Source organism: Pseudomonas sp. HMSC067G02 (assembly GCF_001813485.1).
Lineage (GTDB): Bacteria > Pseudomonadota > Gammaproteobacteria > Pseudomonadales > Pseudomonadaceae > Pseudomonas > Pseudomonas aeruginosa.
This window is the reverse complement of sequence record NZ_KV812672.1, coordinates 16,052-40,085: the sequence shown is the minus strand read 5'-3', so window position 1 is coordinate 40,085 and position 24,034 is coordinate 16,052. Positions and strand designations below refer to the sequence as shown.

Below are 24,034 nucleotides of genomic sequence, written 5' to 3'. Positions count from 1 at the left end.
GGCGTTGGGGCGCTCAGCCCTTGAAGGCCTTCTCTATGGTGGCGATATCGATCCTGCCCATCGTCATCATCGCCTCGAAGGCGCGCCTGGCCGCCGCGCGGTCGGGGCTGGCGATGGCTTCGCTGAGAACGCGCGGGGTGATCTGCCAGGAGATGCCCCATTTGTCGCGGCACCAGCCGCAGGCGCTTTCCTCGCCGCCATTGTCGACGATGGCGTTCCACAGGCGGTCGGTCTCGGCCTGGTCGTCGGTGGCGACCTGGAAGGAGAACGCTTCGCTGTGGCGGAAGGCCGGGCCGCCGTTGAGGCCGAGGCAGGGAATGCCCATCACCCGGAACTCCACCGTCAGCACGTCACCCTCCTTGCCGGAAGGGTAGTCGCCGGGCGCACGATGGACAGCCAGCACGGCGCTGTCAGGAAATGTCTCGGCGTAGAAGGTCGCGGCCTCCAGGGCGGCACTGTCGTACCAGAGGCAGATGGTGTTCTTGCTGATCATGGCTGGGTCTCCATGGGGGGGGGCGACCGTGGAAGTCTAGACCTGCGGGCGTTTCGAGCCGTGCTGGGCGCCGAACGGTGGCGCTGCCGGGCGATCGCATGCGCAGTTGCAGTTCCGCTTCGGGCGTAAATAGAATGAGACTCATTATCATAAGTGTCGTGAACTGCCATGCTCCCTCCCGCCAGCCCCCATCCACCGCAAGAAGAACGGCCAGCGTGCCCGACGGCCTCGATAGGCAAACCCCGCGTCGAGCATGGAAGCCGGCTCCGGCAATGGCTTCGCCTGTGCCTGGGCAATGCCCAGGATGCCGCCGATTTCGCCCACGGCACCTTCGTGCGCGTGTTCGCCTCGCGTAGCGCCGAGGCCCTCCGCGAACCGCACTGCTACCTGAGCGCGAGCGTCCGGGCGCTGATGAGCGACAGCTTCCGCCGCTGCGCCACCGAGCAGGCCTATCTGGACAGCCTGGCCGCGCGGCCGGAGCCGCTGGACATTCCAGCGCAAACGCGACTGTCGATCCTGGAGACCCTGACTGCCATCGACCTCGCCCTCGACGGCATGGGCGAGCGTACCCGCCAGGTGTTCCTCGCGGTACAGCTCGAAGGGCTTACCTACAGGTCGGCCGGCGAGCGCCTGGGCGTCTCGATGACCACCGTGGAGAACCACATGGTTCGCGCCATGACCCGCTGCCTGTTGCTCTGCAAGGACTGACCATGGAACTGGAGATCGAGGTGCTGGAGGCCGCCGCCACCTGGTACGTGCGCTTCGGCGCGGAACCGCCGAACGATGGCGAGCGCCAGGCCTGGCGCGAATGGCTGGAGGCCGACCCGCGACACCGTCGGGCCTGGGAGCGTATCGAGCGCTTGCAGGGCCAATGGGCGGTGCTGCCGGTGGAGACCTCCCTGCACACGCTGGCAGGCGTGCGTGCGCGGCGCCGAGCGCTGCTCAAGACGCTCGCCCTGCTGGCCTGCGCCGCGGGTAGCGGCTGGCTGGCGAGCGGCGGCCTGTCTTACCGTGCGCTCCTCGCCGGGGAGCGCACGGGCGTCGGCGAACGCCGCCAACTGCGCCTGGCGGACGGTACCCGGGTCGACCTGAGCAGCGCCACCGCGCTGGACCTGGCCTACGACGAAAGCCTGCGCCAGGCGTACCTGTGGCGGGGCGAGATCCTCGTGGAAAGCGCGCAGAGCGCTCGCCCGTTCCTCGTGCACACCGCACAAGGCAGCGTGCGCGCGCTGGGAACCCGTTTCAGCGTGCGTTGCGAGGGGCCGCGCACGCGCGTTTGCGTCCTCAGCCATGCAGTGGAGCTACGCCCGTTGCAAACGCCGACCCGGCCGATGCGCCTGCCAGCCGGCCAGCAGGCTCTCTTCGACGAGCGACGCGGCTACTCGTCGACGCCCTTGCGCGAAGGCGAAGGCAGTTGGACGCAGGGCGTGCTGACGGTGGTGGACTGGCCGCTGGGCGAGTTCATCGCCGAGCTGTCCCGCTATCGCGCCGGAGTGTTGCGCTGCGCCGCCGAGGTGGCGGAGATGCGCCTTTCCGGCACCTACCGCCTGGACCGGATCGACGCGGTCCTGCAGAACCTGGGCAAGTCGCTGCCCGTGCGCGTGCGCTATCTGACGCGTTACTGGGTCACCGTCGAGTCGGTCTGAAGGACAGACGCAGAACAACGTCGCGGGCTTGCCGATGGTCATTCTTGTTCGGCCAACACATGAAGCAGCCGCGGACGTTGCCAAACAGGAAAATCTGATGTCGCATTCCCTTCCGGGTTCCTGCGCACTACGTCCGGCTCGTCGGTACCGATGCGTTTCCCTGCCTATGCACCCGAGTTCTCGGCCAGGGCCTGGGAGGGGGCTTCGGCCCGACCTGTCCCACGCCTGCGCCAGACCAGCCAGGTGGACGAGGCCCCGCTCGCAGCAGCGACGGCAGGAGGGCTCTTGGCTGTCGCTGCGCCAGCGTGACGAAGCTGGCGGCGCCGAGGATTCCGATCTGCGCTACCCTATGCCGCGTTTCGCCCGGCCTCGCCGGGCTTTCCGGGCAGCGCCTCGGCGGCGCGCCCTCGACCATGCAAGGACAACCCATGGAAGCGGTCTCCGTCTCGCAGCATCTGGCTGCTCTGTTCGAATCCCACCGGATCGAGTGCGTCGTGCACGGCGAATGGGTGGCGCCAGCTGGGCGGCTACCGGCGATCCGCGCCACCTGGTATGCGGGGGAGAAGACCGGGCGGCTGGATGTCGACGTGCTGCTGGAGGACGAGCGCCAGTTGCAGGAAGCCTTCGCCGGCATCGGCAGCGGCGAGGACGGCTTGCAGGACGCGTTGCGTAACTTCGCCTCCAACTCTTTCCACGTGCTGCTTTCCGCGCTCTGGGGCCAGGCCGAGGAGGACCAGGTGATGGTGGAGACCTGGGAGATCGGCGAGCGGCGTTTCGAGGTGCATATCGGCAACCTCGGCCTGCGCGGCGCCGAGGGCAAGGCGCCGCCGCTGCCGGCCGGGCTGTTCCCGAGCATCGAGCGGGCGATTCGCGCCGAGCCGCTGGACGCGCGCCTGCACTGGTTCCGGCATTTCTTCTGTGCCTTCGGCAACCAGCGCACGGTGGAGGCGCTGTTCGACAACCAGCCGTGGGAAGCCGGCATGCAGAACCTGGCCGCTCTCGACTGGCAGGATTCGCAGGGCTACTACAGCGTGCGCAACTTCCTCATGCTCAAGCCACTGGCGTAGGCCGCCGCGTCGCGCAGCCCGCAAGGCGTCGATGGCGGCTCCATTCCTGTCAGGTCGCCCTTCGACGAGTTCGACCCCTACCACACGACCAGCACTGCGACGATCCTGCGGCCCCTGGCCGACGGCACGATGCAGATGTCGTTCTTCATCGGCAAGCGGCGCCACGACTTCCAGATGAGGCGCGCGCAGGACTGACACGCCGCGTTCAGCCGAGCAGGGCGGCCACCTGCTCGGCCGTGGCCTTGGCCGACTGCGGGTTCTGCCCGGTGACCAGGCGGCCGTCGACCACCACCTTGCTGGTGAACGGCAGCAGGCTTCTTTCGTAGAGCGCGCCGCGTCGTTTCATTTCTTCCTCGACGTTGTACGGCACCTTGCGGGCGACCCCGGCGAGCACTTCCTCGATCCAGGAGTAGCCGGTGAGGCGGCGCCCGGCGACCAGCAGGCGGCCATCGTCCAGGCGTGTGTTGAGCAGGCCGCAATAGCCGTGGCAGACCGACGAGACGATGCCGCCGCGCTGGTAGATCTCGCGGGTCAGGCGCTGCAGCCCGGCGTCGTCGGGGAAGTCCCACATCACGCCGTGGCCGCCGGTGAAATAGATGGCGTCGAAGGCCTCCGCGTCGACCTGCTCGGGAGCGGCGGTGTCGGCCAGCAGCGCCAGGCGTGCCTCGTCGGCCAGCCAGGCCTTGGCGCTGGCGTCGGCGTGGGGCCAGCCGAGGGCGCGCGGCTCCAGCGGCGACTCGCCGCCGCGGGGGCTGACCAGGCGTTGCTGGTAGCCCCGGGCGGCGAAGGTCTCGTAGGCATGGGTCAACTCCGACAGCCACAGCCCGGTGGGCTGGGTCGGATCGGCATAGTGGGCGACGTTGGTGACGACGTGCAGGATGCGCTTGGTCATTGCGTTGACCTTCCTCGGTGAGTGATCCCTTCGGCAGCCGGTTTCGGCAGGCTGTCCGGGTGGGTTGGCGTCACTCTAAGATTCAAGTCGACTTCAAGGTCAAGCGTCGGAAAGCCGCTGCTCCGCCGGCGTGGAAGAGGCCCTCCGCGAGCGGGTTTGCCGTAGACGCCCGACCGTCTGTGGAGGGCCTTCCTCGCGCAGGCGCTCCAGCACGCGCTGGGTGTTTTCCGTGCACTGCAGACCGTCCGGCTTGTTCTCGATGCTTTCGATGGCCACCAGCAATTGTGCCTTGTTCTGTTCCAGGCGTCGTTGCAGGGCCTCGATCTCGGCCACCTTGCGGCGCAAGCCTTCGAGCAGCTCGCCGTGCTGCCAGGCGCCATCGCCGCTCGGCAGCAGGCGAGCGATCTCCTCCAGGGAGAAGCCGGCGCCCTGGGCGCCGGTGACCAACTCCAGGATCCACACGGTATCTGCCGCGTAGTCGCGGTAGCCGTTGGCCTTGCGCTGCGAGCGGATCAGGCCGCTGGCCTCATAGAAGCGGATGCGCGATGTCGCCAGGCCGGTGAGCTTGGCCAGTTCGCCGATTTTCATGTCGCACCTCGAAACGCGTTGACCTTCAAGCCTACTTCAAGCCTAGGGTGGTTTCACGGCCGGGCGACGAACTCGCCTCCATCGACGGGTTCGCCAGGCCGCATGGGCGCTACCGCCGGTCGCGTTTTCCTCGTCCAGGCGGCGCAACGCAGGCGGCTTTCTACTCTACACAGGGGTACGGCGGCCGCAGGGTGGCGCCGTTGCCTGCATCCACACCGATCGGGAGAAGCGACATGGGTTACGTGACAACGAAGGATGGCGTCGAACTCTTCTACAAGGACTGGGGGCCGCGCGACGCCCAGGTGATCTACTTCCATCATGGCTGGCCACTGAGTTCCGACGACTGGGATGCGCAGATGCTGTTCTTCCTCGCCGAGGGCTTTCGCGTAGTGGCTCACGACCGCCGTGGCCACGGTCGCTCCAGCCAGGTCTGGGACGGCCATGACATGGACCACTACGCCGACGACGTGGCGGCGGTGGTCGAGCGCCTCGGGGTGCGCGGGGCGATCCATGTCGGCCATTCCACCGGCGGCGGCGAGGTCGTCCACTACATCGCCCGCTATCCCGACGACCCGGTGCCGAAGGCGGCGATCATCAGCGCGGTGCCGCCGCTGATGGTGAAGACCGAGGGCAATCCGGGCGGCCTGCCGAAGAGCGTCTTCGACGATCTCCAGGCGCAGCTCGCGGCCAATCGCGCGCAGTTCTACCAGGACATTCCCGCCGGCCCGTTCTATGGCTACAACCGTCCCGGGGCGCAGCCCTCGGAAGGGATCGTCCGCAACTGGTGGCGGCAGGGCATGATGGGCGGCGCCAAGGCCCACTACGATGGGATCGTGGCCTTTTCCCAGACCGACTTCAGCGATGACCTGAAGCGCATCGACATCCCGGTGCTGGTGATGCATGGCGACGACGACCAGATCGTGCCCTACGAGAATTCCGGCGTACTCTCGGCGAAGCTGTTGCGCAACGGCACGCTGAAGATCTATCCGGGGTTCCCGCACGGCATGCCGACCACCCAGGCCGAGGTGATCAACGCCGACCTGCTGGCCTTCATCCGCGGCTGAGCGCGCCGGGTGCCGGGGCGCGCTCCCGGCACCCGGTCGGGGCCCGGGCGGCGCGGAAAAAAAAGCGTTGACCTTGAAGTCGACTTCAATCTTATCGTCGGGCCACTGTCCTCATGAGGTAGGCCCATGAACCTGTTCGACACGCTGACGCTTCCCAACGGCTCGACCATTCTCAATCGCCTCGCCAAGGCCGCCATGGAGGAGAACATGGCCGATGCCGCGCAGGCCCCCTCCGAACGCCTGATGCGCCTCTACCAGGCCTGGGCCGACGGCGGCGCCGGGCTGCTGATCAGCGGTAACGTGATGGTCGACAGCCGTGCCATGACCGGCCCCGGCGGGGTGGTCCTGGAAAACGACGCGCAACTGGAGAAATTCCGCCGCTGGGCGCGCATCGGGCGTTCCGCCGGCGCGCAGTTCTGGTTGCAGATCAACCATCCCGGCCGGCAGATGCAGGCCAATCTCGGCCAGCAGGCCTGGGCGCCCTCGGCGGTGCCGCTGGAACTGGGCGGGATGTCCAGGCACTTCGCTACGCCGAAGGCGATGGACGAGGCGATGATCGCCGAGGTGATCCAGCGGTTCGCCCGCAGCGCCGTCCTGGCCGAGCGGGCCGGCTTCAGCGGGGTGGAGATCCATGCCGCCCACGGTTACCTGCTCAGCCAGTTCCTCTCGCCGCTGAGCAACCGCCGCAGCGACGCCTGGGGCGGCTCCCTGGAGAATCGCGCGCGCCTGCTGCTGGAGATCGTCCGGGCGGTGCGCGCCGAGGTTGCCCCTGGCTTCGCGGTGGCGGTGAAGCTGAATTCCGCCGATTTCCAGCGCGGCGGCTTCAGCGCCGACGATGCCCGCGAGGTGGTACGGATGCTCGATGGCCTGGGCGTCGACCTGGTCGAGCTGTCGGGCGGCAGCTACGAGGCGCCGGCCATGCAGGGCGAAGCGCGCGACGGGCGGACCCTGGCCCGCGAGGCCTACTTCGTCGAGTTCGCCCGCGACATCCGCGCGGCGGCGCGGATGCCGGTAATGGTCACGGGCGGCATCCGCCGGCGGCCGGTGGCCGAGCAGGTGCTGGCTAGCGGGGTGGACATGGTCGGCATCGGCACGGCGCTGGCGATCGAGCCGAACCTGCCGCGCGACTGGCGCGCCGGCAAGGACTCGGCGCCGCAGTTGCGGCCGATAACCTGGAAGAACAAACCCCTGGCCTCGCTGGCGAACATGGCCGCGGTGAAGTTCCAGCTGCGCAAGCTGAGCCGGGGCAGGGCGACCAACCCACGGGTGTCGCCGCTGTGCGCGTTGCTCGCGCAGCAGGCCGGCGCGCTCCTGCAGACCCGCCGTTACCGGCGGCTCATGCGTTCGCGCGCCGAAGCCTGAGCACCGTCAGCGCCTCAGGCGCCGTTGCGGTCGAGTTCGGCCAGCTTGCCCGGCAGGCCGAACCAGGCGTCGTGGTCGTCGGGCGCCGGCTTCTTGCGGGTGATCTGCGTCCAGTTGGGATGCGCGGCGAGTTCGCCATTGAGGGCGATGAACTGCCGTTGCCCGAGCGGCACCTCGTCCTCGGCGCGAATCGCGGCGACCGGGCATTCCGGCTCGCAGAGCGCGCAGTCGATGCATTCATCGGGGTGGATGACGAGGAAGTTGGGGCCTTCGTAGAAGCAGTCCACGGGACAGACTTCCACGCAGTCGGTGTGTTTGCAGCGGATGCATTCTTCCAGCACGACGAAGGTCATGATCGTCCTCCCTGGCTCAGGCGTTCGTAGCGGCGGGCGTCGCCAGCCGTTCCAGGCGCGCCGGCACGTACTTGTGCCAGGGCGTGCCGGCGAGGAAGTCGCGCTGGGTGCAGTCGGTCACCTCGTTGGGCGCCACGCCCCGGCGCACCACCTCGCCCTCGGCGTTGCGGTAGTCCAGGCCCTGGCCGTTGGGCAGGGAAATATTGCCCGGCTGCATCATGTCGCTGATCTCCACTTCCGCCTCGACGTCGCCGCGGCGGGTCACCACGCGCAGCACCTCGCCGTCGGCGCAGCCCAGCGCCTCGGCGTCCTGCGGGCTGATGCGCAGGGTGCCGTAGCGCCCGCGGCGGTGCCAGCCGGTGTCGCGCACGGCGGTATTGCTGGTGTCGCTGCGCCGCTCGCCGGCGGCGAGGATGAACGGGTAGGCCGGATCGTGGGGTGGCGCGCTGTGGGCGAGCTTGGCCAGTTCCGGCAACAGTTCGGGGATGTGCAGGTTGATCCGCTGTTCGGGACGGGCGACGGCCTGCCAGCTTTCGGCGTAGGTGGTTTCGGCGAAGACCACCCCGGACGGGTTGTCGAGCATGGCCTGGAACAGGCGGTCGGCGGCCAGCGGCGGCAAGCCGTCGAAGCCGGCGCGGGCAGCGGTCTTGCGGTTGTTCAGCACGTGCAGTTGGCAGATGCCCCAGATCGCCGCGGCCGCTTCCATGCCGGCGGGCAGGGTCGGGCCGAGGGTACGGTAGAGCAGGACCGGCGCGTATTTCATGACCTTGGGGCGGGTCGCCGCGGCGGCGAGGAAAGCCGCCGAGAACGCCTTGCGCCCGAGCTTCAGGGCCAGGCGCAACGGCCGGTAGTCTTTCTCGCCGAGCACGCCCATGGCTTCCAGCAGGCGGGCGTGGATCTCCGCTTCCGGCAGGGTGCCGGGGCGCGCCGGGAACAGCGGCGCGCGCAGATGGAAGGCGTTGCGCGGGAATTCCAGGTTGAAGAAGGTCGCCTCGGCCTTTTCGAACTGGCTCGCCGCCGGCAACACATAGTCGGCGTGGCGCGCGGTCTCGGTCATGGCCACGTCGATCACCACCGACAGCTCCAGGGCGCGCATGGCTTCGCGCATGCGCTGGCTATCGGCCAGCGAATGCAGCGGGTTGCCGGTCTCCACCAGCATGGCGCGATAGCGCTTGGGATGGTCGGTGAGGATTTCCTCTGGAATCACGTTGCAGGGAATCAGGCCGATGATGATCTTGGCATTGGCCACCGGGCTGCGCTTCTCGACGCGTGGCGCGCCCTTCTTGCCCATCGAGGTATCGCCCTTGCTGGCCTTGGACAGCGAGAGGAAGGGCACGAAGGCGTTGCTGGTGCCGGGGCGCCCGTAATGGCCGGTGAGCAACCAGACCAGGCGTTGCAGGTAGCTGCCGAGGGTCGAGTGCAGGTTCATCTGCATGCCCAGGTCTTCCAGCGCCGATACGCTGCTGGCGCTGGCGATCCGCCGGGCGGCGGCGCGCAGCTTGTCTTCCGCCACCCCGCAGGTCTCGGCGCAGTAGGCCACCGGGATGGCGTTCAGTTCGTCGACGATGTGCTCGTAGCCGCTGGTGTGCTCGGCCAGCCAGTCGCGCGCCAGCATCCCGTCCTGGACGATGATCCCGACCAGCGCCGCCAGGCACCAGGCGTCGGTGCCCGGACGGATCTGCAGGTGGAAGTCGGCCAGGGCGGCGGTTTCGCTCAGGCGCGGGTCGATCACGATGATCGAGCGCGCGGGGTCCTTGGCCATGGCGTTGAGCAGCACGCGGGCGCGGGCGAAACCATGGGATTGCCAGGGATTCTTGCCGATCAGGATGGCCACCTCGCAATGCTCGAAGTCGCCGTGCACGCCGGTACCGAACATCTTGCCCTGGACCCAGAACTCGCCGGTCTTTTCCTGGGCCAGGGCGTTGGAGCGGTACTTCACCCCGAGGGCCTTCAGCGTGCTGTCGCCGTAGGCGCCGCCGAGGTGGTTGCCCTGCGCGCCGCCGCCGTAGTAGAGGATGCTTTCGCCGCCATGCCTGCGCTTGATGGCGAGGAACTTCTCCGCCACCTCGCGGATCGCCGTGTCCCAGTCGATGGCTTCGTAGCTGCCATCGGGGCGCCGGCGCATCGGCGTGTCCAGGCGGTCGGCGCCGTTCTGGTAGTAGTCCATGCGCTGCGATTTCTCGCAGACGTAGCCCTGCGAGGCGGGGTGGTCGTCATCGCCGCGGATCTTGCTGATGCGGCCATTCTCGGTCTGCACTTCCAGCCCGCAGTTGAGGCTGCAGAGGATACAGGCGGTCTTCTTCCATTGCGGGGACGGCGTAGTCACGGTGTGTTCCTCGTTGTTGTCGTTGCCGGCGCAACCTGGGGCGCACCCCAGCCGTGCGGGCTTCGTTCTTTCGGGACTGCCTGACGCTGTGCTGCAAGGACGACGCGCGGGCGGCACACGGAACCCCGTCGTATCGGCCTTTCCCTCTCATGCTCGACGCTTCTACAGTTCCGAATTGGAACTTACTACGCGGACACTGATATGGGACCCGTCCGTAGTGCTGGTTTGTCCGATCCTGCCAGGAGCGCGCCGGGTCCATGACCTTTTCGGCCGGATACTAAGTTCCAATTTGGAACTGGTCAAGCTCCGAAGCGGCCCCCTAGAATGAACGGAGGTTTTTCCGGGAGAACCCCATGAAATGGCAAGAAGTCGGCGAAACGCCCTGTTCGATGGCGCGCAGCCTGGCGATCCTCGGCGACCGCTGGACGCTGCTGATCCTGCGCAACTGCTTTCTCGGCATGCGCCGCTTCGATGAGTTCCAGGCCAGCCTCGGGGTCACCCGTCAGGTACTGGCCGACCGCCTGAGCCGGCTGGTGGAGGCGGGCGCGCTGAAGAAGGTGCCTTACCAGGAGCGACCGCCGCGCTACGAATACCGCCTCACCGAGATGGGCCACGACCTGCATCCGGTGCTGCTGGCCCTGGCCAATTGGGGCGACCGCTGGCTCGACGAGGGCCGCGGCGCTCCGGTGGAGTACGTGCACAAGGCCTGTGGCCACAAGTTCCGGCCGACCATGGTCTGCCCGGAGTGCGGCGAGCCGGTGGGGTCGCGCGATGTGACGGCGGTGCCGGGGCCGGGGTTCGCGGCGATGGCTGGCAAGCTCGCGCAGAACTGAATCCGCGCGCGCTCTGCCATGGGCGGGCCGCGACCCGCTCGGTTCGCTCAGCCGGCCTTGCGGAAGACGAACATCAGACCCACCACGATCAGCCCCATGCCCAGCAGGCTGAGCCAGCCGAGGCGGTTGCCGAAGACCATGAAGTCCATGATCGCGGTCACCGCCGGCACCAGGTAGAACAGGCTGGTGACGTTGACCAGGTTGCCCTGGGCGATCAGCCGGTAGAGCAGCAGGGTCGCGCCCACCGAGACCACTACGCCCATCCACAGCGCGGGGACCAGGAAGCCGGCGTTCCATTCGAACTCGAACGGCTGGAAGGGCACGAACGCCAGGCACAGGCCGAGGCCGGCGAGGTACTGCAGGGGCAGGGTGCCCAGCGGGTTCTCGCGGATGCCCTTCTGCATGATCGAGCCGCCGGTGACGCCGGCCAGCGCCAGCAGTGCGCAGAGGATGCCGGCCGTGGACATCCCGGCCAGACCGATGCCCTGGTAGACCACCAGCACCAGGCCGGCCAGGCCCAGCAGCAGCCCGAACAGGCGCGCCGGCGACTGCCGGCGTTCGAGGATGACGGCGGTGAGGATCGGTTGCACGCCGAGGATGGTCGCCATCATGCCGGGAGTGACCTGCAGCTTCAGCGAGAAGATATAGAAGATCGGATAGATCCCCAGCATCACCAGGCCGGTGAGCAGGGCCTTGCCGCGCTCACGCGCGCTGCGCGGCGTGCGCAGCCTGAGCAGCGGGGCGAGCGGCAGCAGGCAGGCGAGGGCGATGCCGAAGCGGAACACCAGGAAGGCGAACGGCGAGGAATGCGCCAGGCCCCATTTCGAGGCGATGGCCCCGCTGCTCCAGAGCAGGACGAAGAGGCTGGTGCTGGCCAGGCCGGCCAGTGCGGATTTGTTCAGTGCAAACATGGATCTGCCACCTTGTAGTCGGGCATGCCGCGGGCTCGGGCCGGCGGCGGACGGCACGCCTCGGCAGCGGATGGCGCTGCTTGCGGCGGGCTGTGGAAGAGAGTTGGGGCGCTACCGCGCTCGTCAGGGACTGACGCCCGGCGGCGGGCAGGCGGCCGAACCGGGAGGGGGAGGCGGAGGCGAGGCGACTACAGGAGGGGAAACGCAGCCCAGGCTGGCGCACGGCTGGAGCGCGCCGACCTCGCCGGTGGCTACCGGAAGGGCGGGGAGCGAGCTGTGCGAGCGCTGGTTCATGGAGGCTATCCGGTCGATGAAGACAACGAGAGGGACTATAGCGGGCCGTCCGGGATTTGACGAGCCTGTGGGCGAGCCTTGCGCTAAAACGCCAGCCCGGCGACAAACCGGGCCGGCGCCGGGCTTCACTTGCCGGTCTTCACCGTGTTCCAGGTGCGCGTGCGCACGCGGTCGATCTTCTGCGGCATGGATTCCAGGGCGAACAGCTTGGCCATCTTCTCCTGCGGCGGGTAGATCGCCGGGTCGGCCTTGATCTCGGCGTCCACCAGCGGGTCGGCGGCCAGGTTGCCGTTGGCGTAGTGCACATGGTTGCTGATCGCGGCCATCACCTCGGGACGCAGCAGGTAGTTCATGAAGGCGTAGCCGGCCTTCTCGTCGGGCGCATCGACCGGCATCGAGACCATGTCGAACCACAGCGGCGAGCCTTCCTTCGGCGTCGAGTAGCGCACTTCCACGCCGTTGTTGGCCTCCTTGGCGCGGGTCGCGGCCTGCAGGATGTCGCCGGAGAAACCGACCACCATGCAGATCTCGCCGTTGGCCAGGTCGCTGACGTACTTCGAGGAGTGGAAGTAGCGGATGTACGGGCGCACCTTCAGCAGCGCCGCCTGGGCCTGCTTGTAGTCGTCGGCCTTCTGGCTGTGGTGTGGCAGGCCGAGGTAGTTGAGGGTGATGGGCAGCAGCTCGGGGCCGTTGTCCAGCACCGCCACCCCGCACTTGCTCAGTTTCTGCATGTATTCGGGCTTGAAGAAGATATCCCAGGAGTCCAGCGGCGCGTCGTCGCCGAGCACCGCCTTGATCTTCGCCGGGTTGTAGCCGATGCCGGTGGTGCCCCAGAGGTAGGGGAAGCCGTACTGGTTGCCCGGATCGTTGACCTCCAGGGCCTTGAGCAGCACCGGGTTGAGGTTCTTCCAGTTGGGCAGCTGGGACTTGTCCAGCTTCTTCAGGGCGCCGGCCTGGATCTGCTTGGCCATGAAGTGGTTCGACGGGAATACCACGTCGTAGCCGGATTGGCCGGTCATCAGCTTGCCGTCGAGGGTCTCGTTGCTGTCGTAGACGTCGTAGGTGGCCTGGATGCCGGTTTCCTTGGCGAAGTTCGCCACGGTTTCGGGAGCGATGTATTCGGACCAGTTGTAGATCTTCAGGTTGTCCGCGGCGAGGGTTGCGCCGCTGCCGCAAGCGAGGGCGAGGAGGGTGAGGGAAGCGATGCGGGTCTTCATTGTTGTAGGTGTCCTGTCGGCTGACGACAACGTCGGCGACGGACTGGTTCGCCGCCGGCGCTCAGGGGGCGCCGGCAACGCTGGCCGGCACCCGGGTTTTATCCCGCGTTGCCGGAAGCGAGGAAAGGGGCGGCTTTTACCTGCGGGCCCGCAGACAGGCGCCGGCACCGCAGCGGGGCGTCGCTCCGCCCGCCTGCCTCAACTCAGGGCGACCTTGACCCCGAGGGCGATCAGCAGGCCGCCGAGCAGCTTGTCCACCACCCCCTGGGCCCTGGCCAGGCCGCGGCGCACCACCGCGCTCTGGATCAGCACCACCAGCAGCGGCCACCAGAGTGCGGCGAGGCCGACGATGATGCCGGCGTACCAGAGCTTCTCGGCGAAGCTGGAGTCCAGGCTCAGCACCTGGGTGAACACGGCGAGGAAGAACAGCGTGGCCTTGGGGTTGAGCAGGTTGCACAGGTAGCCCTGGAGGAACGCGCTCCAGTGGCCGACGCGCTGCACGCCGCCGACCGCCAGGTCGAGCGTGCCGCCGCCGCGCGAGCGCAGGGCCTGGATGCCGATCCAGATCAGGTAGACCGCGCCGGTGTACTTCAGCGCGTTGAACAGCCACGGCGTGGTGGTGATCAGCACCGCCAGGCCGGCGACGCAGTAGGCCATGTGGGTGGCCACGCCGAGGATCACCCCCAGCGAGGTCATCATCGCCGCCGAGCGCTGGTAGCGCGCCGCGTTGCGGATGATCAGGAAGAAGTCCGGGCCGGGCGAGAGCATGCCCAGGGTGGCGAGGGTGGCTACGAAGAGCGAGGTTTCCAGCATGATTCGATACGCCTGGCGCAAGGCGGCGCCGGTTCGCTGCGGCGCCGCGGGTCGGTGGTTACTGGGTCAGTTCCTGTTCGCTGAACAGGCCGTCGAAGAGCATGCTCGAAAGATAGCGCTCGCCGGAATCGGGGAGGATCACCACGATGGTCTTGCCCTGCATGTTCGGCTCCTCGGCCAGGCGCACCGCGGCGGCCATCGCCGCGCCGGAGGAGATGCCGCAGAGGATGCCTTCTTCCTGCATCAGGCGCAGCGCCATGCTCTTCGCTTCGTCGTCGCCGATCTTCTCGACCCGGTCGACCAGCGACAGGTCGAGGTTCTTCGGCACGAAGCCGGCGCCGATGCCCTGGATCTTGTGCGGGGCGGGCTTGACCTCCTCGCCGGCGAGGGTCTGGCTGATCACCGGCGAGGTCACCGGCTCCACCGCCACGGCGAGGATCGGCTTGCCCCGGGTGTTCTTGATGTAGCGCGAGACGCCGGTGAGGGTGCCGCCGGTGCCGACCCCGGAAACCAGCACGTCCACCGCGCCCTCGGTATCGTTCCAGATCTCCGGGCCGGTGGTCTTCTCATGGATCGCCGGGTTGGCCGGGTTGTCGAACTGCTGCGGCATGAAGTACTTCCCGGGATCCCCCGCGACCAGTTCCTCGGCCTTCTGGATCGCACCCTTCATGCCCTTCGCCGGTTCGGTCAGGACCAGCTCCGCGCCCAGCGCCTTGAGCACCTTGCGTCGCTCCAGGCTCATCGACGCCGGCATGGTCAGGATCAGTTTGTAGCCACGCGCGGCGGCGACGAAGGCGAGGCCGATGCCGGTGTTGCCGGAGGTCGGCTCGACCAGGGTCATGCCGGACTTCAGTCTGCCGCTGGCTTCGGCATCCCAGATCATGTTCGCGCCGATCCGGCACTTCACCGAATAGCCGGGGTTGCGCCCTTCGATCTTGGCCAGGATGGTGACGCCGCGCGGGGCGATGCGGTTGATCTGGACCAGCGGCGTGTTGCCGATGGACTGCGCGTTGTCTGCGAAGATGCGGCTCATGATGGTGTCCTTGTCGCATGGAGAAAGATCAATCAGCCTATTCCGCCCCCGCCCGCGCGTCCAGACGCGTTCGAACCAGCGGCGCGCCGCGCGTGTCCACTGTCCAGGAGGGCCGTACCGATGAAGAAACGCTATGCCATTCCCCTGGGCAGCCTGGCGGCGCTGCTTCTGTTGTTGCTGGCGCTGCACCTGGCGCTGCCGTACCTGGTGCGCGACTACCTGAACGGCAAGCTGGCCGACATGGGCGACTACCGTGGGCACATCGCCGACGTCGACCTGGCGCTCTGGCGCGGCGCGTATCGGATCGACGGGCTGAGCATCGTCAAGGACAACGGCAAGGTGCCGGTGCCGTTCCTCGACGCGCCGAGCATCGACCTGTCGGTGAGCTGGCAGGCGCTCTGGGATGATCACGCAGTAGTGGCGCGGGTGGTCTTCGAGCGTCCGCAGCTCAACTTCGTCGATGCCGGCGGCGACCGCGACGCCTCGCAGACCGGTGCCGGCACCGACTGGCGCGAGCAACTGGACAAGCTGCTGCCGATCACCCTCAACGAGGTGCGGGTGGTGGACGGCACCCTGCGTTTCCGCAACTTCACTTCGAAGCCGCCGGTAAACCTGCACGCCTCGGCGCTCAACGCCAGCATCTATAACCTGACCAACGTGGCCGACGCCCGGGGCGAGCGGCCGGCGCGTCTCGAAGGCACGGCGCGGATACTCGGCCAGGCGCCGCTGGAAGTGGCGGCGCATTTCGACCCGCTGAGCGACTTCGAGGACTTCGACCTGCGCCTGCGGGTCACCCGGGTCGAGCTGAAGCGGCTCAACGACTTCGCCAGCGCCTATGGCAAGTTCGACTTCAATGCCGGCACCGGCGACCTGGTGCTGGAGGCCCAGGCTAAGCGCGGCCAGTTGGATGGCTACATCAAGCCGCTGCTGCGCGACGTGGACGTGTTCAACTGGCGGCAGGACGTGGAGGATGGCGACAAGAACCTGTTCCGCTCGGTGTGGGAGGCGCTGGTCGGCGGGGGCGAGACGGTGCTGAAGAACCAGCGCAAAGACCAGTTCGCAACCCGTGTGAGCCTGAGCGGTAATATCCACCAGCGGGACGTCAGCGCGTTCCAGGCGTTCCTCGGGATTCTCCGCAACGCGTTCGTCGAGGCGTTCAACGCTCGTTTCGAGCGTTCCCCGGCGACGCGCGACGACGACGGCTGAAGACGCGGGCGGAACGGCGGGTCGCGAGGTGGCCGGGCATTCAGTGACTGAATGACCCGTCTGCGTTCACAGTGCGCTTGTCCCCGCGTTATAGTCGGGTTTTCAAACAATACTGAACTGCCCGGTTTTCCAGCCAGGGCGTTACCGTTCGAGGATTTCCTGATGAAGTTCGAAGGCACCCAGTCCTACGTCGCCACCGACGACCTCAAGCTCGCGGTCAACGCCGCCATCACCCTGCAGCGGCCGCTGCTGGTGAAGGGCGAACCGGGCACCGGCAAGACCATGCTCGCCGAGCAGTTGGCCGAGTCCTTCGGCGCCAAGCTGATCACCTGGCACATCAAGTCCACCACCAAGGCCCACCAGGGCCTCTACGAGTACGATGCGGTAAGCCGCCTGCGCGATTCGCAGCTGGGCGTGGACAAGGTTCACGACGTGCGCAACTACATCAAGAAGGGCAAGCTCTGGGAGGCCTTCGAGGCCGAGGAGAGGGTGATCCTGCTGATCGACGAGATCGACAAGGCCGACATCGAGTTCCCCAACGACCTGTTGCAGGAACTCGACAAGATGGAGTTCTACGTCTACGAGACCAACGAAACCATCAAGGCGAAGCAGCGCCCGATCATCATCATCACCTCGAACAACGAGAAGGAACTGCCCGACGCCTTCCTGCGCCGCTGCTTCTTCCATTACATCGCCTTCCCCGACCGCGAGACGTTGCAGAAGATCGTCGACGTGCACTACCCGAACATCAAGCAGTCTCTGGTCAGCGAGGCGCTGGACATCTTCTTCGACGTGCGCAAGGTGCCCGGCCTGAAAAAGAAACCTTCGACTTCCGAGCTGGTCGACTGGCTGAAGCTGCTGATGGCCGACGAGATCGGCGAAGCGGTGCTGCGCGAACGCGATCCGACGAAGGCGATCCCGCCGCTGGCCGGCGCCCTGGTGAAGAACGAGCAGGACGTGCAGCTTCTCGAGCGCCTGGCGTTCATGAGCCGCCGCGCCAGCCGCTGAGTGCGGCGGCCCTTTCCGGGGAAAGGGCCGCGGGGCGGCACGCCAGACAGCGGAGGAACATCCCATGCTCAGCGGAAGTTGCCTGTGCGGCGCGGTACGTTACGAGATCGACGCGCCCATTGAATCGGCCAGCCATTGTCATTGCAGCCAGTGCCGCAAGGCCCACGGCGCGGCGTTCGCCACCTACGGCAAGGTGCGTCGCGAGGCGTTCCGCTATGTCGCCGGGGCGGACGCGGTGGCCGAATACCACTCGTCGCCAGGCGTCACCCGTACCTTCTGCCGCCACTGCGGATCGAACCTGCAGTGGCTTGGCGGCAACGAGGACCCGACGTACACCTCTATCGCCCTCGGCACCCTCGACTCGCCGCTGCCATCGGTAGCGCAGCGCCACATCTACGTGGGTTCGAAAGCCGACTGGTACGTCATCGCCGACGACCTGCCGCAGGAACACCAATACTGACCGGCGCTCGCGCGCCGGGATCAACGGACAACAGACGAGGTCGCAGCCATGCTGCTCAACCTGTTCAACGAAATGCGCGCAGCCAAGGTGCCGGTGTCGGTGCGCGAGCTGCTCGACCTGATCGACGCCCTGAAGCACCGCGTGGTGTTCGCCGACATGGACGAGTTCTACTACCTGGCGCGCACCATCATGGTCAAGGACGAGCGCCACTTCGACAAGTTCGACCGGGCCTTCGGCGCCTACTTCAAGGGCCTGGAGAAGCTCGACGACCACCTCAAGGCGCTGATCCCCGAGGAATGGCTGCGCAAGGAATTCGAGCGCCTGTTGACCGACGAGGAAAAGGCGCAGATCCAGTCCCTCGGCGGCCTGGACAAGCTGATCGAGGAGTTCAAGAAACGCCTCGAGGAACAGAAGGAGCGCCATGCCGGCGGTAACAAGTGGATCGGTACCGGCGGTACCAGTCCGTTCGGCTCCGGCGGCTTCAACCCGGAGGGCGTCCGCGTCGGCGACGCCGGCAAGCGCCAGGGCAAGGCGGCCAAGGTCTGGGACCAGCGCGAATACAAGAACCTCGACGACCAGGTCGAACTGGGTACGCGCAACATCAAGATCGCCCTGCGGCGCCTGCGCAAGTTCGCCCGCGAGGGCGCGGCGGAGGAGCTGGACATCGACGGCACCATCGACCACACCGCGAAGGACGCCGGGCTGCTCAACATCCAGATGCGCCCGGAGCGGCGCAACACGGTGAAGCTGTTGCTGCTGCTGGACATCGGCGGCTCGATGGACGCCCACGTCAAGGTCTGCGAGGAGCTGTTCTCGGCCTGCAAGACCGAGTTCAAGCACCTGGAGTATTTCTACTTCCACAACTTCATCTACGAGTCGGTGTGGAAGAACAACCTGCGCCGCAGCAGCGAACGCACCGCCACCTTCGACCTGCTGCACAAGTACGGTCCGGACTACAAGGTGGTGTTCGTCGGCGACGCGGCGATGGCGCCCTACGAAATCACCCAGGCCGGCGGCAGCGTCGAGCACTGGAACGAGGAAGCCGGTTACGTCTGGATGCAGCGCTTCATGGAGAAGTACAAGAAGCTCATCTGGATCAACCCCTATCCGAAGGACACCTGGAACTACACGGCGTCCACCGGCCTGGTCCGCGAACTGGTCAAGGAACAGATGTATCCGTTGACCCTGAGCGGCCTGGAGGAGGGTATGCGCTTCCTCTCGCGTGGTTGAGCCAACTGCCTGCGGGACCGGCGACAGGCGCGGCGGCACGCAACTTGCCTACCCTGTGTATCCCGTCCGCGCGGTAACAGCGCGGCGCGGCCACCGGTAACGATGGGCACGCCATGATCGATTCGACCTTCTCCCGCGCCACCTGGCTCAACTCGCTGCACATGTCGACCCTCACTCTCTCGCTGCTGGAGAAGGAAGGGTTCGCCCGCGAGCAACTGCTCGAAGGCAGTGGCATCACCCCCGCCGACCTGCTCGACCTGCGGCGCCTGATCAGCCCCTGGCAGGAGCAGCAGGTGTTCGCCAACGCCTGCCGGCTCAGCGACGAGCCGGCCCTCGGCCTGCGCCTGGGGCTGCGCACGCGGATTTCCGCCTACGGCCTGCTCGGCTAAGCGCTGCTCTCCGCGCCGACCCTCGGCGAGGCGCTGCGCATCGGCCTCAGCTATCCGGTCTTGCTCGGCACCTACTTCCACCTGTCGCTGGAGGTCGCCGACGGCCGCGCCTGGCTGGTGGCCACCGGTTACGGCGAGGACGAGGCGCTGCGGCCATTCAACACCGAGCTTTGCCTGGGCTCGTTGAAGGTCACCTGCGCCGACCTGCTCGGCCAGCCGCTGCCCTTGCTGGAAGCGGCCTTCGACTATGCCGGCGACGAGGCGATGGCGCGGGCCTACGCCGAGGGTTTCGCCTGCGAGTTGCACTTCGAACGCGAGCGCAGCGCCATCGGCTTCGCCGCCGAATGGCTGGAGCGCCCGTTGCCGCTGGCCGACCCGGTGACCCACCGGGAGATGCTGGAACAGTGCCGGCGGCAGAACATCGACCTGGCCGCGCGTCGTGCCTGGCTGGACAAGGTCCGGGCGATCCTCGCCGAGCGCTTGCAGGACCCGCCCGGCCTGGAGGAACTGGCCAGGCGCCTGAACTGTTCGTCGCGCAGCCTGCGCCGGCACCTTCAGCAGCAGCGCACCAGCTATCAGCAATTGCTCGACGAGTTGCGCTTCGCCCGCGCCAAGGAGTTGTTGCAGAGCGGCGACATGCCGATCTACCGGATCGCCGAGGAACTCGGCTTCAGCGAGACCGCCAGCCTGCGCCATGCCTTCCAGCGCTGGAGCGGCCAGCCGCCGAGCCATTTCCGCGCCTGAGCGCTCGCTCAGGCGGAGGGGCTGGTGTCGGCGTGGCGCCGCCGCCGTTCGTCCGCCACCTCACCCAGGGATTTTGCCGCGCCGTCGCCAATCCAGGCCATGAAGGCACGATCGAAGCGGAAGTCGGCGCCGCGCAGCCCGGCGAGGAAGCGCCGTACGTCCTGGGTGTTGCGCTAGTCGCGGCACACTGCGGTGTCGCGGGTGATGGTGTCGCCGTGCCAGCCGAAGACCATCTGTCGTTTCTCTGCGCGCGCTGGAGCGGGCGGGCCAACGACGGCCCGCCCACGGGCCGTCAGGACACCGGCTCTTCGATCAGCCGGTCATAGGGCGGCAGGCCGCTGTATTGGCCCAGGGCTTGCTCGTAGGCGTTCTTCAGGTCGTCGGCGGCGAGGTCGTAGCCGACCAGCAACTGTTCGAGTTCAGCGGCGTTCTGCGGGTCGTCGTTCTGCAACTGCGCGTCGAGTTCGCGGGTGCGCGCGGCGACGCACTGGATCGCCACCATCAGGGTCTGGGGTTTCAGGTTCATGGTTCACTCCTAGAGCCCGCGGGCTTTTTCCCATTGGCGGCGGATGGCGTTGCGCACGAAGTTGTCCAGTTGGCCCATGAGGACCTCCCGGTACATCGGCTTGGCCGGCATGATGGTGTAGTGGGTGGCTTGCAGGCGCTTGTTGTAGCTGTCCTGTTTCACCTTAAGGTCCGGCGGGATGTCGGTGCCGTCGGGTATCACGAAGTCGCCGTCGGCGCGGCGCAGCACGCCGGCGCGGTCGAACACCGAGGTGCCGCCGGTGTCCGGGGCGTAGAGGCCGTCGCGGCCGGCGACGATGTCCGGCGCGCGGGCGGGGACGCCAGGGGTGTTGGGGCTGTCGAAGGTCGGATGCAGCAGCGGGGCGACTTCCGCAGCCTCGGCGAGTTCCTTGTCGGGACGCAGGTAGCGACCGACGTCGCCGTCGTAGTTGGCCTTGAATACCGCCCGGTAGAGGGTGAGGCTGGTTTTCTCGTAGTCGTAGGACATGCGTGGACTTCCCTGTGGGTTGCGTTTGCGGCGCCGCGGGTGCGCGGCATCGCTACCGACCACCGTCCTTGTGGCGCCATCGCCGAGCAGGATAACAGCCGTATGCGGATCCGCCAGGGGCAGGCGACGACCGTCGCCCGGGAGGCTCAAGGCCTGGCCGCGCCGTGCAGGTAATGGCGGATGCGCACCTCCACGCCGGCACTCTGGAAGCGCCGGGCGGCGGCCTCGACCCGCAACTCGCCGCGGGTCACCCGCTGGTGGTGGCGCAGGTGCTCCAGCCAGGATTCGTCGATGAAGAACTCCAGCCACAGGCGACGGTTGCCGCTGTCCTGGACCAGCCCCCAGGACACCGCGCCGTTGCGCCGACGCATGGCGCGCACCTCGACCATCGCCGCCTGGAATGCCGCGGCGTCCTGCGGGTCGATGTCGTACTCGAGGGTGACCATCACCGGGCCGCGTTCCTGGTCCACCTCTTCGTCGACCAGTGGTGCCGGCCAGTGCAGCGACGGCGCGAGGTCCTCGGCCTCGGTGACCGGCAGCCGGCAGCGCAGCGACGCGAACAGGCCGAGCAGCAGCGCGGCGCTGGCACAGAGCAGGGCGAAGGTGATCGACAGGTGGCTGGCGAGCAGACCCCACAGGGCGCCGCCGGCGGCCATGCTGCCGAAGAACACCAGGATGTAGACCGCCAGCGCGCGGGCGCGGACCCAGGCCGGCACGGAGGTCTGCGCGGCGACCTGCAGGCTGGAGAGCACGGCGATCCATGCCGCGCCGCTGAGCAGCATCACCGGCACCAGCAAATAGAGGTTGCGCAGCAGCGCCAGGGCCACCAGCACCAGTGCGTAGAGCACGCTGGAGAGCAGCACCAGGCGGTCGCTGCCGAGGCGTTCGCGCAGGCGCGGCAGGAACGCGGCGCCGAGCACCGCGCCGACGCCGACGCTGCCCAGCAGCAGGCCGAAGTCCATGGCGTTGCCATGCAGTTCGCCGCGCACGATCAGGGGCAGCAGCGACATGCCGGCGCTGGCGCCGAGGAAGAACGCCACCGCGCGCACCAACACCGATTGCAGCGGCCTCGAGCTGCGACTGTAGCGCCAGCCGGCGCGCAGGGCGCCGAACAGGCGTTCCGCCGGCAGCACCGAGGGCACGGCCTCGCGTTTCCAGGCCAGCAGCACGGCGATCACCGCGAAGAAGGAGAGGGCGTTGAGGGCGAAGGTCAGCCAGGGGCCGACCAGGCTCACCAGCACCCCGGCGATGGCCGGTCCGACCGCCCGCGCCAGGTTGACCCCGACACTGGACAGCGCCACCGCCGCCGGCAGTTCGTCCTTGCCCACCAGTTCCGGAGTGGTGGCGCTCCAGGCCGGCATCATCAGCGCGGTGCCGATGCCCATGCACAGGGTCAGGCCGAGCAGCAGCCAGACGCTGGTCAACTGGAGCAGGGTGAGGCTGGCCAGCAGGGTGGCCACCAAGGCCATCCACAATTGCACGCCGAGCAGGTAGCGGCGCTTGTCGACGATATCGGCGAGGGCGCCGGCCGGCAGGGCCAGGAAGAACATCGGCAGCGATCCGGCGACCTGCACCAGGGCCACGTTCAGCGGGCTGGCGGAGAGCGAGGTCATCAGCCAGCCGGCGCCCACCTCGTGCATCCAGGTGCCGATGTTCGAGGCGATGCTGGCCAGCCATAGCCAGCGGAAGGTGGCTTGGCGCAGGGGACTCCAGGGTGAGGCGGCGGGTGCGGTCATGGTCAGAGCGAGCCTTTGAGTGGGTATTCGACGATCAGGTAGAGGCGGTCGATGTCGTCGCCGGCCTGGGCCGCGTTGGCCCGGTGGCTGAGGTGCGAGACGTTCAGCGAGAGGTCCTTGAGCGGGCCCGAGGCGAACACGTAGCGCAGGTCGAGGTCGCGCTCCCAGTGCTTGCCGCCGCTGCCCTGCAAGGGCCGGTAGCGGCCATCGGCGCCCAGCGGGTTGTAGGCGCCGCCGGCCGGCGCATGGCTGCCGTCGATGGCGCGGCCGCTGACGTAACGCGCCATGAAGCTCAGCCCCGGCAGGCCGAACGGGGCCAGGTCGAGGTCGTAGCGGGCCTGCCAGGAGCGTTCGCCCGGACCGTTGAAATCGGCGTACTTGATCGAGTTGGCGAGGTAGATGGAGTCACCTCCGACGAAGTCGAACGGCGTATCCCCATGGACACGCTGGTAGGCCAGGGAGAAACCCTGCGCGCCGGCGCGGTACTTCAGTTGCAGGCTGTAGGCCAGGGTGTCGATCGCGCCGGCCCGGCTGCGGCCCTGGTCGCGCGTGCGATAGAGGTTGCCATCCAGGCTGAACGCGGCACGTTGCAGGTTCATGTTGAGATAGACCTGGCGCCAGACGTTGTCCAGTTGCGCGGCGAACAGCGAACCGCTCAGGTTGTCGCTGGCCGCCAGGCTGGCGCCGGCGAAGCCGATGGCGCTGCCGGCGGTGCTAGCGCCGTAGCCGTCGAAGTCGCCATGGCCGGAGCTGGAGGCCTGTTCCTTGAAGGCGGTGAAGCGCCCGGCCTGGATCCGCACGCGGTCGAGGTCGTCGCTCTGCAGGAAGAAGCCCCTGGCGTACTGGGGTTGCAGGCGCTTGTCGCTGGTATCGAAGACCGGGGTCTCGACGGTCATTTCGCCGACCTTGAGCAGGCTCTCGCCGAGCCGCAGCTTGAGTGCGGCGCCGGCGTCGGAATACTCGCTGGCGTTATCGCCGGATGAGTCCAGCGGCAACAGGCCGGTGCCGGCATGGCCACGTCCGCCGTCGAGCTTGAAGCCGGCGAAGCCGTGGAGATCGAGGCCGAAACCGACGCGGCCGGGGGTATAGGCCGACTCCAGGTCGGCGATCAGGCCGTGTGCCCATTCCTTGCGGTAGCCGCGCCCGGCGTCCGCGCGGCGATAGTCGTTGTAGAGGAAGTAGTTGCGGTTGAGCAGGCGCCACTCCAGGTAGTCGGGCGCCTTGGCTTCCTCTGTCGCGGCGTGGCACGGCGAGGTGCCGCCCAGCGCCAGGAAAAGGGCCAGGCGGCCGACCGGTCGAACGCGGATCATCGGGAAAACTCCGGGCGAGGCGGGCCGCGAAGGGCCCGCCCGGGTAC

General features: G+C 67.7%; 23 protein-coding genes and 2 pseudogenes. 11 read left to right on the top strand and 14 right to left on the bottom strand.

Annotated features, from left to right (window positions below):
• Positions 1-13 precede the first annotated feature (13 nt).
• The gene (locus HMPREF2914_RS14045; protein ID WP_003090600.1) at positions 14-493 is read right to left on the bottom strand and encodes a VOC family protein; all 480 of its coding nucleotides are present in this window, start codon (positions 491-493) and stop codon (positions 14-16) included.
• A gap of 168 nt (positions 494-661) precedes the next feature.
• Here HMPREF2914_RS14045 and HMPREF2914_RS14040 point away from each other — a divergent pair, with 168 nt between their 5' ends.
• From HMPREF2914_RS14040 to HMPREF2914_RS14030, 3 genes are all read left to right on the top strand, one after another.
• On the top strand, positions 662-1,201 hold the full coding sequence (locus HMPREF2914_RS14040) for a sigma-70 family RNA polymerase sigma factor (RefSeq protein ID WP_023091651.1): 540 nt from the start codon (positions 662-664) through the stop codon (positions 1,199-1,201).
• A 2-nt stretch (positions 1,202-1,203) separates the two neighbouring features.
• Positions 1,204-2,139: a FecR domain-containing protein gene (locus HMPREF2914_RS14035; protein ID WP_023091652.1), complete on the top strand. Its 936-nt coding sequence runs from the start codon at positions 1,204-1,206 to the stop codon at positions 2,137-2,139.
• Positions 2,140-2,567: 428 nt separating this feature from the next.
• Positions 2,568-3,206, top strand: a complete 639-nt coding sequence (locus HMPREF2914_RS14030; RefSeq protein WP_003090593.1) for a DUF6348 family protein — start codon at positions 2,568-2,570, stop codon at positions 3,204-3,206.
• 205 nt (positions 3,207-3,411) lie between these two features.
• On the opposite strand, the gene HMPREF2914_RS14025 is transcribed toward HMPREF2914_RS14030, so the two are convergent.
• Both HMPREF2914_RS14025 and HMPREF2914_RS14020 read right to left on the bottom strand, forming a co-directional pair.
• Positions 3,412-4,098 carry a type 1 glutamine amidotransferase domain-containing protein gene (locus HMPREF2914_RS14025; protein WP_023091653.1) on the bottom strand — a complete coding sequence of 229 codons (687 nt, stop codon included), beginning with the start codon at positions 4,096-4,098 and terminating at the stop codon, positions 3,412-3,414.
• Positions 4,099-4,197: 99 nt separating this feature from the next.
• Positions 4,198-4,686, bottom strand: coding sequence for a MerR family transcriptional regulator (locus HMPREF2914_RS14020; RefSeq protein WP_023091654.1), 489 nt, complete (start codon positions 4,684-4,686; stop codon positions 4,198-4,200).
• A gap of 233 nt (positions 4,687-4,919) precedes the next feature.
• Here HMPREF2914_RS14020 and HMPREF2914_RS14015 point away from each other — a divergent pair, with 233 nt between their 5' ends.
• Complete coding sequence (locus HMPREF2914_RS14015) at positions 4,920-5,750, top strand: alpha/beta fold hydrolase (protein ID WP_003116692.1); 831 nt, start codon at positions 4,920-4,922, stop codon at positions 5,748-5,750.
• A gap of 126 nt (positions 5,751-5,876) precedes the next feature.
• Complete coding sequence (locus HMPREF2914_RS14010; RefSeq protein ID WP_023091655.1) at positions 5,877-7,112, top strand: NADH:flavin oxidoreductase/NADH oxidase family protein; 1,236 nt, start codon at positions 5,877-5,879, stop codon at positions 7,110-7,112.
• Positions 7,113-7,126: 14 nt separating this feature from the next.
• Here HMPREF2914_RS14010 and fdxA read toward each other — a convergent pair whose 3' ends face one another.
• Positions 7,127-7,465: a ferredoxin FdxA gene (fdxA, locus tag HMPREF2914_RS14005; RefSeq protein WP_003090580.1), complete on the bottom strand. Its 339-nt coding sequence runs from the start codon at positions 7,463-7,465 to the stop codon at positions 7,127-7,129.
• Positions 7,466-7,481: 16 nt separating this feature from the next.
• On the bottom strand, positions 7,482-9,791 hold the full coding sequence (locus tag HMPREF2914_RS14000) for a molybdopterin oxidoreductase family protein (RefSeq protein ID WP_023091656.1): 2,310 nt from the start codon (positions 9,789-9,791) through the stop codon (positions 7,482-7,484).
• A 353-nt stretch (positions 9,792-10,144) separates the two neighbouring features.
• Here HMPREF2914_RS14000 and HMPREF2914_RS13995 point away from each other — a divergent pair, with 353 nt between their 5' ends.
• The gene (locus tag HMPREF2914_RS13995; RefSeq protein ID WP_003090577.1) at positions 10,145-10,624 is read left to right on the top strand and encodes a winged helix-turn-helix transcriptional regulator; all 480 of its coding nucleotides are present in this window, start codon (positions 10,145-10,147) and stop codon (positions 10,622-10,624) included.
• Between the two features lie 47 nt (positions 10,625-10,671).
• Here the strand turns inward: HMPREF2914_RS13995 and HMPREF2914_RS13990 are convergent, their stop codons facing one another.
• From HMPREF2914_RS13990 to cysK, 4 genes are all read right to left on the bottom strand, one after another.
• Positions 10,672-11,535, bottom strand: coding sequence for a DMT family transporter (locus HMPREF2914_RS13990; protein WP_003090576.1), 864 nt, complete (start codon positions 11,533-11,535; stop codon positions 10,672-10,674).
• Between the two features lie 419 nt (positions 11,536-11,954).
• Positions 11,955-13,046, bottom strand: a complete 1,092-nt coding sequence (locus HMPREF2914_RS13985) for a polyamine ABC transporter substrate-binding protein (RefSeq protein WP_003090575.1) — start codon at positions 13,044-13,046, stop codon at positions 11,955-11,957.
• 198 nt (positions 13,047-13,244) lie between these two features.
• A complete protein-coding gene (locus HMPREF2914_RS13980; RefSeq protein WP_003090574.1) occupies positions 13,245-13,859 on the bottom strand; it encodes a LysE family translocator in 615 nt (204 codons plus the stop codon).
• A 58-nt stretch (positions 13,860-13,917) separates the two neighbouring features.
• Complete coding sequence (gene cysK, locus HMPREF2914_RS13975) at positions 13,918-14,892, bottom strand: cysteine synthase A (protein WP_023091657.1); 975 nt, start codon at positions 14,890-14,892, stop codon at positions 13,918-13,920.
• Positions 14,893-15,012: 120 nt separating this feature from the next.
• Here cysK and HMPREF2914_RS13970 point away from each other — a divergent pair, with 120 nt between their 5' ends.
• From HMPREF2914_RS13970 to HMPREF2914_RS13950, 5 genes and pseudogenes are all read left to right on the top strand, one after another.
• Positions 15,013-16,098: a DUF748 domain-containing protein gene (locus HMPREF2914_RS13970; protein WP_003090572.1), complete on the top strand. Its 1,086-nt coding sequence runs from the start codon at positions 15,013-15,015 to the stop codon at positions 16,096-16,098.
• A 162-nt stretch (positions 16,099-16,260) separates the two neighbouring features.
• Positions 16,261-17,106, top strand: coding sequence for an AAA family ATPase (locus tag HMPREF2914_RS13965; RefSeq protein WP_003090571.1), 846 nt, complete (start codon positions 16,261-16,263; stop codon positions 17,104-17,106).
• A gap of 64 nt (positions 17,107-17,170) precedes the next feature.
• Positions 17,171-17,566 carry a GFA family protein gene (locus HMPREF2914_RS13960; RefSeq protein ID WP_003131045.1) on the top strand — a complete coding sequence of 132 codons (396 nt, stop codon included), beginning with the start codon at positions 17,171-17,173 and terminating at the stop codon, positions 17,564-17,566.
• A 48-nt stretch (positions 17,567-17,614) separates the two neighbouring features.
• The gene (locus HMPREF2914_RS13955; RefSeq protein ID WP_003090569.1) at positions 17,615-18,796 is read left to right on the top strand and encodes a vWA domain-containing protein; all 1,182 of its coding nucleotides are present in this window, start codon (positions 17,615-17,617) and stop codon (positions 18,794-18,796) included.
• A 113-nt stretch (positions 18,797-18,909) separates the two neighbouring features.
• Positions 18,910-19,929 (top strand): annotated as a pseudogene (locus tag HMPREF2914_RS13950) (AraC family transcriptional regulator).
• Positions 19,930-19,937: 8 nt separating this feature from the next.
• Here the strand turns inward: HMPREF2914_RS13950 and HMPREF2914_RS32970 are convergent.
• From HMPREF2914_RS32970 to HMPREF2914_RS13930, 5 genes and pseudogenes are all read right to left on the bottom strand, one after another.
• Positions 19,938-20,090 (bottom strand): annotated as a pseudogene (locus HMPREF2914_RS32970) (DUF6434 domain-containing protein); the annotation flags it as partial.
• A 131-nt stretch (positions 20,091-20,221) separates the two neighbouring features.
• Positions 20,222-20,455, bottom strand: a complete 234-nt coding sequence (gene tsi2 / locus HMPREF2914_RS13945) for a type IV secretion system immunity protein Tsi2 (protein WP_009313967.1) — start codon at positions 20,453-20,455, stop codon at positions 20,222-20,224.
• 9 nt (positions 20,456-20,464) lie between these two features.
• Positions 20,465-20,941, bottom strand: coding sequence for a type VI secretion system effector Tse2 (tse2, locus tag HMPREF2914_RS13940; RefSeq protein ID WP_003119469.1), 477 nt, complete (start codon positions 20,939-20,941; stop codon positions 20,465-20,467).
• 146 nt (positions 20,942-21,087) lie between these two features.
• Positions 21,088-22,677: an MFS transporter gene (locus tag HMPREF2914_RS13935; protein WP_003090564.1), complete on the bottom strand. Its 1,590-nt coding sequence runs from the start codon at positions 22,675-22,677 to the stop codon at positions 21,088-21,090.
• A 2-nt stretch (positions 22,678-22,679) separates the two neighbouring features.
• Positions 22,680-23,987 carry an OprD family porin gene (locus HMPREF2914_RS13930; protein WP_023091658.1) on the bottom strand — a complete coding sequence of 436 codons (1,308 nt, stop codon included), beginning with the start codon at positions 23,985-23,987 and terminating at the stop codon, positions 22,680-22,682.
• Positions 23,988-24,034 lie beyond the last annotated feature (47 nt).